Annotated in this window: 7 protein-coding genes; all 7 read right to left on the bottom strand. The window is 55.2% G+C overall.

All coding sequences use genetic code 11. The features are described from left to right. Positions 1-11 precede the first annotated feature (11 nt). Entirely contained in the window at positions 12-3,212 is a 3,201-nt protein-coding gene (locus HUU59_07340) for a 4Fe-4S dicluster domain-containing protein (GenBank protein ID NUO19239.1), read from the bottom strand. 14 nt (positions 3,213-3,226) lie between these two features. After that, positions 3,227-3,667: a cytochrome c3 family protein gene (locus tag HUU59_07335; GenBank protein NUO19238.1), complete on the bottom strand. Its 441-nt coding sequence runs from the start codon at positions 3,665-3,667 to the stop codon at positions 3,227-3,229. 494 nt (positions 3,668-4,161) lie between these two features. Continuing rightward, positions 4,162-7,659, bottom strand: coding sequence for a DUF4962 domain-containing protein (locus HUU59_07330; GenBank protein NUO19237.1), 3,498 nt, complete (start codon positions 7,657-7,659; stop codon positions 4,162-4,164). A gap of 18 nt (positions 7,660-7,677) precedes the next feature. Then, on the bottom strand, positions 7,678-10,473 hold the full coding sequence (locus tag HUU59_07325) for a DUF2961 domain-containing protein (protein ID NUO19236.1): 2,796 nt from the start codon (positions 10,471-10,473) through the stop codon (positions 7,678-7,680). 207 nt (positions 10,474-10,680) lie between these two features. After that, entirely contained in the window at positions 10,681-10,905 is a 225-nt protein-coding gene (locus HUU59_07320) for a T9SS type A sorting domain-containing protein (GenBank protein NUO19235.1), read from the bottom strand. Continuing rightward, on the bottom strand, positions 10,887-12,158 hold the full coding sequence (locus tag HUU59_07315; GenBank protein ID NUO19234.1) for a hypothetical protein: 1,272 nt from the start codon (positions 12,156-12,158) through the stop codon (positions 10,887-10,889). Before HUU59_07315 ends, HUU59_07320 begins: the two co-directional genes overlap by 19 nt. A gap of 8 nt (positions 12,159-12,166) precedes the next feature. Next, positions 12,167-12,676: a hypothetical protein gene (locus HUU59_07310; protein ID NUO19233.1), complete on the bottom strand. Its 510-nt coding sequence runs from the start codon at positions 12,674-12,676 to the stop codon at positions 12,167-12,169. Between the last annotated feature and the right edge of the window lie 368 nt (positions 12,677-13,044).

Genomic DNA, 13,044 nt, shown 5'->3' with positions numbered 1-13,044 from the left:
CGCCGGAGCGCTCACGAGTGGTGACCTCCCTCAGTTGCGTGCGCGTCGTCGTGACCGCCGTGACCGTCACCGTGTCCGCCCAGATGCAGGTCGGTGTCGCGTGTCGGCCGGTTGCGCAGTTTCGTGAAATAGGTCACCGCAGGACGCGTATTGACTTCGGCAATCACGTTGTACGCGCGCGGGTCTTTCTTCATATGTGAAACCTGGCTATCCGGGTTATTCGTATTGCCGAAGCTGATGGCGTCCGTCGGACAGGTCTGCTGACAAGCCGTCTTGATATCCGCATCAGTCACCGGGCGGTTCATTTCCTTGGCGCGTTCCTTGCCGTCGCGAATACGCTGCTGGCAGAACGTGCACTTCTCCATCACGCCCTTTTCGCGCACCGTCACTTCGGGGTTCAGCACGAGCTGCAGCGGATGCGGTTCATAAGCCGCAAACGTGTATTCGTGCCAATTAAAGCGGCGCACCTTGTAGGGGCAGTTGTTCGAACAATATCTCGTACCGACGCAACGGTTATAGACCTGCATGTTCAGGCCCTCTTCGCTGTGAATCGTAGCCACAACCGGACAGACTGTTTCGCACGGCGCATTGTCGCAGTGCTGGCAAAGCATCGGCTGATAGGTGAATTCCGGCTCGTGCTCATCGCCGCTGTAGTAGCGGTCCACACGAATCCAATGCAGCTCTCGTCCCAATCGAATCTGACCAACACCCACGACCGGAATGTTGTTCTCCACCGAGCAGGCCGCCATACAAGCATTACAGCCGATACAGGCGGTCTGGTCAATCACCATGCCCCACTTGTTGCCCTTGTATTCATGCTCAGGCCAAAGGGACATTAACTCATGCTCGTGCCACTTGCCGGATTCCGGATTCTTCAGGTACTGCTCAAACGGCGTTTCGGCGACAATCGGACGACCTTCGGTGTAGTTGTGACCTTGCACATCCGGCAACTCTTCCCAACGTCCCGTCTTTTCGATGGACACGGCGTGCACCGTGCGCAGCGCGTTATTCTCGACCGCACACAATGCAAACGCATTACCGCCGACACCATTGCCGACACGTCCAACGTTTTTGCGTCCCCATCCCGTTTCAATCGTGATGACATTCTCCACATCACCCGGCTGTACGTGAACGGGTACTTCAATGGTTGCGCCGTTTGCCGTAACCTTTATAGAGTCACCATCGCGCACTCCCAGGCGGCTCGCGGTTTTAGGCGCGAAGTTCGCGTAGTTCGTCCACGATACACGTCCCACCGGATGCGGAAGTTCAAGCAGCCACGCGTTATTGCCGTTACCGTCTTCGGTCAGATGCGGCGAAGGCAGCACAACCAATTGCAGTTCGTCACCCTGCTGCGGAATCAGAATGTTGTTCAGTCCAATTCCCGAATAGGGTCTCGGAGTCGGGCTCTTGCGCAAATCCACGAATCCGTCGCGCAGCGCGCTGTTCCAGAAGCTCGTAAAGTCACCGGCGAACACATCAGCACTGTAAACTGCCGTGCGCCACGTTTCCATCACATACTCATGCCAGCCGCCGGTCACCATGCCCAGTCCTTCGACTTGAGCGGTTTGAGCAAACTTAATGAGCGACTCTTCGGCCGCGCGGCAATCATGAAGCGGCATCACACTCGGTTGAATCACCGAATAGAGTCCCGCTTGCGGCTCGGCATCGCCCCAGCTTTCCAGCCAGTGCAGTCCGGGCAGCAGATAGTTCGCCAGCCGTCCAGTCTCATCGGCACGGTCACCCAGATGAATCACCGTCGAAGCCTTACCGAAAGCCGCTGCAACTCCCGCCGATTCAGGAAGTGAATACGCCGGATTGGTTCCGAATGTAATGACCACGTCAATCTCGCCGCTGTTCAACCGGTTCAGCAGCTCCAGCAATCCCGTCAGCGAACCGGACGCCTGCTGCGACGGAGCGCCGTTGCCGTCAACGGTGACACCATCGTTTCCAAGCATCGCGTTGAGCAGACATGCGACCAGCTGATGGTCAAGCGACTCACCGCCGAACACGATGCTCTTGCCGCGGTTTTCCCACAGCTCACCGGCGATGCGGTCAATCGTACCCTGCTTGAGTCCGGCCATGCCTTCCACTTGCGAGGCGCTGAATTTCGAGATATTCGAGTTCGCCGTGCTGTCGAGCGAAATCACGCTGTGTCCCATGCTCGACAGGCTGTTTGCAACGGCCAAACCGAAAGCGACACTCAGTCCCGGCTTCATGCGGAAGCGTTCGTCGGCGTTGGACGAAGTCAGAGTCGTTGCACAGTCCGCCGAGACGAGCTTGTTCAGCTTGTGGTCTTTGACATGACGCTTCGCGCCGAATCCGGCCTGCCATTCGAGCGCGGAATAACCCGTGCCAAGAAAATCACCGTCGAGTGACAGAATGTAATCGGCTTTGTCGAAGTGATACGATGGCAGCACCGCATTGCCGAAGCTCAGCTCATTGGCTTTGCGCGCCGCTTCGCGCGTCCAGCCGTCGTAGCTGTAGTGTATCGCACCGAAGCTCTGGCAAAAATCAGCGATGACTTTCTTGCGCGCCGGACCATGCACCGTGCCGGTCAGCACTGCGATGCGTCCGCGAGCGGCTTTGAGTTTCTCCGCGATTTCACCGTCCGCCGCACTCCACGAGATAACCGCCGGCTGACCGTTTGCCATCACGACAGGACCGGTCAGGCGATCGGGATCGTAGAGATTGAAAATATCGTACTGTCCGCGCGCGTCGAGCTTGCCCTTTGTCAGCGGATGCTGGGGATTGCCTTCCAGCTTTATGGGACGGCCTTCGCGCGTCTTAATCAGTACACCGTTGCCCTGCGAGCCGCCCGTTGCCGACGCATAATAGTTCGGCACGCCGAGCATGATTTCCTCGGGCTGGTTGATGTACGGAATGATTTTTTGCGCCGGACGCAGGCTGCATCCCGCCGTGGCAAACACCATCGCCGCGCCTGAAATTTTCAGGAAGTCGCGCCGCGACATGCCCTTGGAGTCGCCGCCGTTCTGCTTGACTTTGAGTTCGACAAACCCGGCCGCTTCTGAAATCAGAGTAGCGTCACCCGTCAGCGAGAACTTGGTGGCCTGCTCCTGATTGAAAAACTCTTCGGGTTTGGAGTAAAACTCGGAGTGCTTGACGGCCAGCGCCGCTTCGTCACCGTGCAGCTCACCAAGCGTCGTCCAATGACGAAGTTTGGCTGCCGTGTCTTTATTCGCCGTTTGTTTCATGTCTGATTCCCGGCTCATTGGTGACAAGCGTTGCAGTCAGTGGGACCACCGTTGTCGCGGTGGCATTGGAGACAATCGCCCATGTTCAATTTACGGTATTGATAGACTTTGTCCATCGTTTCCACCGGCCCGTGGCATTCTGCACAGTCAAATCCCTTGCGGATGTGCCACTGGTGCGAAAAGAAAGCATGGTCGGGCAGGGCGTGTATGCGCTCCCACTCGATTGGTTTGCCGGTGTTGTAAGCTTCGGTAAGCTTGATGATATTTGGCTTGTCAACGGCGACGACGCTGTGACAGTTCATACACACGTTCAGCGCGGGCACCGTGGCATGCTTGGAGTTTTCCACCGAGCTGTGACAATACATACACGGTATATGGTTATCCCCCGCATGGATCTTATGGCTAAACGGGATCGGCTGGGTCGGCGCAAATCCCTGATTACTCCACGACCACATGAACAGGTTGTAGCCAAACACCAGTGCAGCAACGGTGTAAAGCAGGCCGAGGACCTTTCGGCTCACAGGATGTCCTCAGAGTTGGTGAAAAATTTCGCAAACCCGTCCCGGCTACATGTCCGGGGCAAGTTCATGTAGGACAAGCTAAGAAAATTCATGAGATTAACGGTCTGGGAGAGTACGACAGATAGACCGGTTTGGAGGGAATTAGACGCTTTTTATCTAAATTCGTGTCAATATAACATTTCTCCTATTTGGACGCAACGAAAAAAGGACTGAAAAAGCGACTATTAAAGGCCTGAAAAAACAAGAAGAGCCTCCTAACTCTCTGAGCAACCAAACCGACCCGATAGCGTCAAATTGTTGATAAACAAGCGCATTCTCTAACATTAGAAAATGGAGAGAAACATCCTCTCATCCCTAAGCACAGCAAAAACGCCCGGTGGTTTCCACCGGGCGTGCCAATTCCTCTCGACTTGATTCACTTCGCCGATCTACTTTTGCCTCTCCTCTATTAAAGACGGTTCAGAGGTCATGGTGCTTACCTGACTCCCACCTCCGGGCGTTTCAGCGCTGGACGCTGGCTCAAGTCGGGCAACAACGCGGAAGAACTTAACAAGTTCGGAACGATCATACACATACCTGTCGTCCTGCGCGTCAATTGACTCGTACAACGTCCACGGCCCGTCCGGACTGTCGGCGGTATAAACATCATAGAAGTCCGGATAGGTGACTACGCCGTTTATATAAAATGTAGGGCGGCTCCAATCCAGTTTGATCTGCTCTTCGTCGAAAAAAATCACCAGGTCAACGATTCTGCCATCCGGGACATTTTCCAAGTCTCCAATCTCAATCATCGGCCCATTCTGATAATACGGTTCCGCGACGCCCTTCACCCACACAAAGACGATATCCGGCGCGTAGATTCTCGCCCAGTCCCCGACTTGCCCGTCTACCCACAACGTGTCTCCGCTCCTTTTCCACTCCACGTCCACCGGAGTCGGAGAATCTAAGAGTCTGATTGCCGGGTCACCCCAGTCGCAGAAGGTTCCTTGCCGCATCGCCCCGAACGTGAAATCGCCCGTGTCGGAATCCCGCACCACCACATTCAGCGACGCGTCGGTGCGAATGGAATCCACGTCAATAAAACTTTGATGGCCATGCGTAACGGCGCAGGTCGCCTCATAGCCGTCGTCCGCTTCAACCCGCAATACGGTCAGGTTCTTGTCACCGAAGAGCAATTGCGCCGTCGCCGATGCAGGCGTACGCGGATAAAACACATTCACAAACTGCACACACGTATCCGGAGTCGCGTTGGAAATTCGCTGCCCCCATCCGCCCCAATCGGTCTTGTAATACCAGTCAAAGCTGTACTGATACGCGCGATTGGCAGGAGCAAGCATGTGCATATCGGCATCGCTGGCCGAACCATCCATGTATATCTTGCTCGAGTCGTTGTCGAAGATTTCGCCGGGATTGCGAATGATAAATGTGTACGTCGATGGGACACTCGAACGCATATCATCCAGCACAACCACGAGGTCGGGTCTGAGATACAGCAGATGCCTGTGAAATCTTGTCAGTCCAAGCGCCGCCGGATAAGAGGATGTCGCATCGCCCACGATATAGTCCACCGTCTTGAGCATGAACGTATCGGCCAAATGCGGGTTCATCGCAAGTTCGTCAACAGGAAGCGTCCACGAGCCCTTTGTGCTGTCGCCAATCTGTCCCTGCCCGTTGACGAGCATCGTCGTTGTGTTGTAGGTTCTGTGCAGAGGTGACTGCAAGCCCGCCGGCTGCACGAAGTAGTCCCGGCCGTAAGAAAGCGTGAATCCGTTTTGTTCAGGCAGGAAGTGCGAAGGTTCCCAACCACCGACCGAGCCTTCCCCCCAATATCTCTCGTAGGCGTGACGCCCGCACGGCAGACCGCATTTCAAGGTCACATACGTTGAAGTCGTGTCGTTCCATGCGCTGCGCCCGAAATAGGTGTCCTGGTCGGTCGCTATCCACGACAAATCCGTCGGAATCGTTTGCGACTTTGTCGGATCATAAAAAAAGAAGCCCAGCGGACCGTCCAGACTGTAGCCCAGCCTGTTCACAACCTGCTGCCGCATCCATTGCGCGTGCGTGTTGTTATACTGCCGCGCGAACAGCGCCAGCTGGTCATCCGGACCGTACCACTCATCCGGCTGCGCTTCATTAATCATCGGCATTTGAGTCGGAATCGGATGCGAGCCGTAAATACGATAGTCGGCCATGGATTCAATCCACGGCGTGTCAAAATAGTCAATTCCTCTCTGTTCGCGCAGAAGCCAGAGGTGCGGAAGCATCGTCCACGAAATGAATCCCCAATAGTTCATCGCTTCATACCATGACCCGTCCGTGACCGGACCGTATAGCTCCATGATACTGTCGAGATTCTCAATCGCCATCTCTTCCCAAATCAGCGCCTCGGGCACTTCCTCATAAAGCGCATAACAAGCCGAGCCCATATAGCTCATGGCATTGATGTTATGGTTATGAACATAAGCATCCGGCCACCAAATCCACTTCGGCTCGGCCGCGGCCAATCGCTGCATCTGTTCGCGCAGCTTCGTCTGCACGGTGTCCCGCTGCGCCTTTGAGAAATGCGGATACAGCCAGTCGTAAGCGAGAGCCAGCGCAAAGCAGCAGCGGCCGGAGTAAATGTCCATATCCACGTTGCCCGTCTCCCAATGCGGGTAGCGGCACAATGCCATCGCCTTGTTCTTCGCATTGTTCAGGAACGTGGAGGTGGGAGTCAACACGGCTTTCAGTGATGCGATGCTGAGCATGCGCGCCATTTCGGAGAAGTTGACATCTTCCCATTGCGCGGGAGGCAATGGTGTATAGCTTAAATCCTGCAGGACACGCGTGTTGAGCTGCTGATAGATGGCAAGATGTGATGAGAGCGCTTGCGCCTGCAAAGTCGGAATCTGCGCCGCAGTGAAAAACAGCTTCGGGTGGACCGCATTGTCAAAGGTCGTCACGAGCATGCCCGTCGCATTGTTCGCCGCGTAAGCGTCGCTGCCGTCCACGCTCAAGAGGACTCGCAGATAGTAACGCCCTTCTGATGCCGGTGTCCATGAGAACAGCAGTGAATCCGTCTCATACCCCGCCGCGTCAAAGAACGCCGTGTCAATATCAGACCATGTGCTTGAATCCGTTGAAGCCTGCAAAATGACCTGACCGCTGTCTGCATTGCTGTAATTCCTCACGCGCGCCCACACCGGACAGACCTGACCGACCGAAGTCCCCAAGCCGTATCCCATGTCAATGAGTCCGGTATCGTCCGCGTCCTGCAGAACCCAGTTGACGAGATTCGTAATCAATGTATTGCGGACGCCGCTTGCGGTCGTCACGCGCTGCAGCGAACCGCACACAAACGCTAGCCTTGGCGCGGCCACCACTGCCGCAGTTCCGGGACTGCTTTGAAATTGTATCACCAGAGTGCCGCCGTGTGCCGGAAGCACTCGGTCTGGCGACCCTCCGCCGGAGTAGCCGGATGCTGCGAATGTAGCGGGCAATCCCGCCGCGATGGGATGTGCCGCGTTCACAACTTGATGCGTGAACGCGGTCTGCTTCGCGCGCTGCCAGTCGGCGTGAATTGTCTTCTTTTCAAACTCCGGATAGGCGCCGCCGTAGCTCGCGATATTTGAACCTTCAATCACCAACCGTCCGCCCTGCTCCACATAAGCCGTCAACACGGAGTCTATCGTCCCCGTCGCGCGCCGTTCCGAACCGTGGAAGAATACGCAATTGTAAGCCCACAGCGTGTCTATCGGCGGCCAGCCCAGCGTCAACTGGTCCCACACGCGCACCGTGTAGCCCGCAATCGTCAGCGGAGTTTGAATCGTGGACGTAAACGGTCCCGTGCCCTTGTTATGCGACGACGCAATCAGCAGCACGCTTTGCGCCGCCGCCGCATGAGCGAACAGCATCACCACCAGCACCAAACACAGACGTTTCAGCAATCTCATAGTCATCGTCATTTATTTTATCAGCAGCATTTTCCGAGTCATCACCACATTCGGCAAACTTAACCGCGCCAGATACAGCCCGCTCGCGCATTCCGCGCACGAAAATTCACGTTCATACACTCCGGCGGCAAGAAACTCGTCCGCAAGCGTCAGCACCCGCTGTCCAAGCAGATTAAACACCTCCAGCCTGACCTGCGCCGGATTGTCGAGCACAAATTTCAACCTCGCCGACGCGTTAAACGGGTTCGGATAGGGAGGCAGAAGTTCCGCGTTTGCGATAACCTCCGGCCGCGCCTCACCCCAGGACGGAATCTCCTGATGAAATTCCGATTCGATAATAATCTGGTCGAGAATCAATTCGAATATCGTCTGCGACTGCAAGCGCGGGAACGCTGAGAACGTCACGACATGCGTGTCCGCCTCAAGAAAACGCCACTGTCCGCGCACAGTGTCCGAACGCTCCCACACGCCGTCCGGCAGAGCGAATTCCTGCACGAGGATGCTGTCCCCGTCAGGAGTGTTGTTGACCTTGATGCGGATATATCCCGCGTCGTGCGACTCCCCGAAAAAGTAATTCAAGCGGTAATTGCCGCTCGTATTCACGATGAACCGGAAGCTGACGTTTTCGCCCGCCGTATCACACGCCATATACATCGCGAGCATTCTGCCCCACGGGTCAAGACTGTCCGGCGATGAATGGTCTGTCGCGCACACTTCAGTCACCGTTCCTCCCTGCACCGCGACGACCGGCATTCGCTCGATTTCCACTCGCAGCAGCCGCACGGATGTCAGATACTCGTCCGACAGAGCGTCCGGAAATCCCTCCACGGACACCGCCTCGGCAGTAAGCCTGGCACGCGCCTCAGGCAAGAGCTCCGGTTCAGGCGGCATGGTCACAAGTCCGCGAATGATTCCGTTCCCATCCGCAGTCGGAGTGACTCCTGCCCACGGCAGCACAACTCCTTCAAAAATGATGCGCGCACTTTCGCCCTGCGGATAGCCGCGCAGCACAATGGATAGCGTGTCACCCGCGAACGCGAAGCCGTCAATCTCATCGCGCAGCACGCGAAACTCAACGTTCGGCACGGCGCGATGCATCCACGACGGGTCAATCGTCTCCCGTCCGTCGTTGAATTCCGCCACCAGCGGGGCGATACCCTCGGAAGTGAACGGCGCGCGCACCCGAACGAACAACACGGAATCCGCAACCGCACCGCCGCCGCTCACAATTTCAAGCGGCATCTCATTCCACAGAACCCGATTGAGCACACGGCCGTTGACAAGTCCTCTGCCGAATATCGCAAGAATCTCTCCGCCGACGGAACTCCGCGACGAATCCTGATCTCGTACCGCGTAGCGCGGCGGTTCGACATACGCCAGGGACAGACTGCGGTAATTTCCGCTCAAGTGTCCCCACGCACCCACTTCAAAATCAAGCGTCAGCGAAGAGTCAAACGGCACCGCATCGCTCACGTGATACCGGTAGGCCGCGAAGTCGTTGTTCGTCACCGTCACGACGCCGTGTGCGTAGTGCCGCGCCAGCGCCGGCTGTCCGTTTGGAGCAAGCCAATTGTAACTGCCGTTGAAATACTCCGGCGTCCCGACACCTGCGCGCACCACCACTCCGTCGGCAGTCAGCGTCTCATCCCCTTCGAGCACCGCGCCGGTCGTATTGTCAATTTCGAGAAACGTGCCGATAAATGTTCCGCGGCCGGAAAACTCGGCCGCGCGAAATCCGTCGTATCTGCGCGTCGGCACGTTACTCAGCACGTTGCCGCTCAAACGGTATTCGGGCAAATCATCCGATTCAAGTTCGACAATTTCCGCGCCGATGCGAATCCGGTTCGTATTCGGAGTGACGACATTGTTTTGAATTTCCACTCGAAACTCCGTCGAAAACGGCATCACCGGCTGAAAATACAGCGTGTCACCGATTCGGCCTGTGAATGCCGACGCATAGCTTGTCACCCCCTCCGAGCAGCCGAACAGCATTCCCAGTTGCGCGGATATCGCCGGTTCCGGATTGTGGTCGAAGTAGATTTTCGCAACCGTGCGGTCGAGATAACTCCGTGTCGTGTCCTGCGGAATCAGCCACAGTCTGCGCACGACTCCCGCTCCCTCGAACTGCAGCATCTCCGCTGTCGCGTAAGCCGCTAATGTTGAATCCGTGAACAGGCTCTCCGCGCTTCGGTTCCATAGTGCCGGGCGTGCCGGCTGCGACCACACCGACTGCATGGTATCGAGCTTCAAAAAATACGGGAGCGGCACAGGCAAGCGAAACGATGCGAAACTGACGCCGTCGTCATATATCTGCGCGCATCCGTGGTAGGCCATCGTGTTGCCCACATACGTGATGCGCAGTCGCTCCTGAAACGGCACGGGCGCGTAATTCCAATACCAACCCGCTGAGGAATCGGCCAGCGGCGGCAGGAACGGCGATACTCGTCCGCACAGCGAATCTGCGCGTGCCTGCACATCCCACACCGTCGTGTCATCGGCAAATATCCGGAACCGTAGTTGGTCGCCCGGGTTCCGCCGTGTCCAGCCGAACTCCGTCAAAACTCCCGGGCCTTCGAGGTCGCACAGGATATTCCACTCGAACTCATCGCGGCCAAGATAGTTGCCGCGGTCCAAATTCGTGATGCCTGTTCCGCTGCTCGAAAAGCACTCGATGCGCTCATAGGCCAATGGTTCTGCCAGATTTTCACGGCGCAGCAACGGTTCCCAATACACTTGGGCCGAAGCTACTCCGCCTCCCAGCAGAATCAGCAGCACTCCGAAAAATCGCAAACTTTGGGTCATAGTCATGGGTCACCACGGCGCAAGAACCAAACCAATTCAGGGTTCAGACGTACTCCGAGGATAGCTTTACAATTTAAGCCATACGTTGCCGCTCCGCAACTCCCCTTTCGACCGAAATGTCACATTTTCTCTTTATTTAACTCTATTCAAAACAACAAAAAAAGCCGCAAATGGCGGCCATTCTGATATCCATATCCAAAACCGGAGGAAACCCTACCTCAACAGCACAACCTTAGCCAGCGCCATTGGCCTGTTCCCCAGCGTGTCCCAGGCCCGCACAAAATATAGTCCCGAGGCAAAATCATCTGCCTGCCACGTCACCGTCTTTGTGTCCGCCACTGCCCCACTCCACACTTCCTTCACCCTTCGCCCCGTCACGTCAAACAGCTCAATCCGCGCAATCATCGCCCGCGGCACCGTCAGCTTAATCGTCGCCACCGAATTAAACGGATTAGGATACCAACTTCATCACCTTGTCCAACTGGATTCAGGGTCGGATGGTATGGTCCTGTCTCGTGGCCCCACCAATTGTACTCTGCATGGATACCACGCCCAGTTTCAGGTCTAACGGCCTTCCCGTTGTCAAAAAACATGTTGTCTCTAATCAAGGGGTCATTGTAGAAAGCTAAAACTGTCCATTGACTATCGGGCAGGAGTCCGCGAAACGAATTCCGAGTGATGATGTCGTGTCCGCTGGTTAATATCCCCTTGACTATGCTACCTCCTTCATTTTCAATGAACTCGTTATCAGTAACCAATACCTCTGAACACGTGGAAAAGGAATCAGATTGTGCGGACACAGATAAGCACAAAGTTCCTCTCCACTCTTCACCTTGGATTATGTTGCGTAAAAACGTGTTATTGCGAATTTCTATCAGTCCTTCACATTCTGGTCCCACCCCCATTAGGGCACCTCGGGTACGACACTCGGTAATCAAGTTATTTTCAAACACTCCGCCCGTCCCGCCAACCTGTATTAGCCGAGCTGATCCGCCTCCGGGACCGAAGACATTGTCACGAACAAGCCAGGATTCGCCATAAACGTTGAACCACCAGTCCCAATCGTTGCCCATGCTCCCGTGCAAACGACATCTCGTTACAACTGTCCCCGATGACGCGATAATCGCCGCCCATTCCGTTTCTATGCATTCGAAATCACAATCAAATGCCCTCAGCGTCGCGTTCGCCATATAAATACAGTTTCGCTTGGATGCGCGAAAGATGCATCGTTCAAGTGTAACGAGGAAAGGCGAAACGACCCCTCGATACGTTGAATCAAACACGCAGTCTCGTATCACAAGATTGGCCGCAGAGTTTCTAACGCCTCCGACAGTATTGTTATCGTGCGGATGCATCGCCGCGCCGTTCTTAAACCACATTTGCTCGATGACAACATTCCCTGTTATGGTCTCTAAGCAGGTCCGAGTAGTCGGCGAATCTAATTCGGAAGGGTCAATAATGGGTCTTAGATAAAGGCCAGTGTCCGGCACAACATCCCCTATGAGGGAAAACCCAAATGCAGGTGCCGTTAGTTCCTCGGTATATACCCCTTGATTCACAAGGATCGTATCGCTCTCGGAAATAGAGTCTAATGCGGCTTGAATGGTTGGCACGTCAGTCGGAACATGAACTACTGTCCCGAACCCAACCGTTGAGAGTAGCAAAGCCGCAACTCTCGTTACGGCTCTCATATTAAATTCTACGGATTGCATGATGGAATACTGCTGCAAACTGTCTCGTAGGTGCCGCCGATAAACGCGTATCCCCGTGCAATACACTCTGCAGGGCACTTACCACAACTATTCCCGCAGGAGCGCTTACAAACAAAAAGTGTGTAACTGTTTCCGGCGGTCAATGTTGGCGTGTCACCATTTGCCGTGCAGTTACCAGCCGCACACGAACTATGTGCAGCCCCTAATACGTTCCCGCCCGCGTCTTTCAAATACACGCAAGCGTAGCAACGTGCGCACTCGTCTCCGCTGCAACTATAGCTGTATCTAAGAGTGTACGTTCCGCCGCAAGATGCAGTAAATGTTGTGCTGGCACACCCTGTCTGATCTCCACTCGAGCACCCGCTTTCGGTGCCGCAACTTGCATCCGCCACACAAATACATTGTGTGCAAATTTCCGGTGCTTCCTGTCCCAAGGCCGATCCCAACTCCAACCCAAGCACACATCCCGCCAATAGCAAGAACTTAAGAGTTTTCATGGACACCTCCGTAAAAGTAAGAAACCACTTTGTTGCCTATTTAGCAACCCTTGTTGGCCACTTCGCACAAAAAAAAATGCCCCTATTCCTCTCTTCACCAAATGCCGGATTTGCAACTCCAAAAGCAAATTCCACAAGAACAATCATACCATTTTGAACATGTGTTCACAAATTCAATATATTCAATAAATAGCACAAAAACTTGACAAACGAAACTTTTGTGCTTATATTATCGTCAGATTTTGCGAGGCCAGAAACAAAGAAGAGCGGACCGATCGCTCGAATCCGCTCTCCTCTTATATAGGGCGGTGCGCCGGGAGGGCTTCCGACGCACCTGGGCAAGTGAACCTGCTCCGGGCAAGAAGCAG

Source organism: bacterium (assembly GCA_013360195.1).
Lineage (GTDB): Bacteria > Electryoneota > RPQS01 > RPQS01 > RPQS01 > JABWCQ01.
Note: the sequence above shows the minus strand (reverse complement) of the source record. Positions and strands in the feature narration are given on the sequence as shown.

What these genes read in the sequence shown, in the direction of transcription:
- HUU59_07340 (NUO19239.1), bottom strand. Translation starts at nt 3,212, where the DNA reads ATGAAACAAACGGCGAATAAAGACACGGCAGCCAAACTTCGTCATTGG.
- HUU59_07310 (NUO19233.1), bottom strand. Translation starts at nt 12,676, where the DNA reads ATGAAAACTCTTAAGTTCTTGCTATTGGCGGGATGTGTGCTTGGGTTG.
- HUU59_07325 (NUO19236.1), bottom strand. Translation starts at nt 10,473, where the DNA reads ATGACTATGACCCAAAGTTTGCGATTTTTCGGAGTGCTGCTGATTCTG.
- HUU59_07315 (NUO19234.1), bottom strand. Translation starts at nt 12,158, where the DNA reads ATGAGAGCCGTAACGAGAGTTGCGGCTTTGCTACTCTCAACGGTTGGG.
- HUU59_07335 (NUO19238.1), bottom strand. Translation starts at nt 3,667, where the DNA reads ATGTGGTCGTGGAGTAATCAGGGATTTGCGCCGACCCAGCCGATCCCG.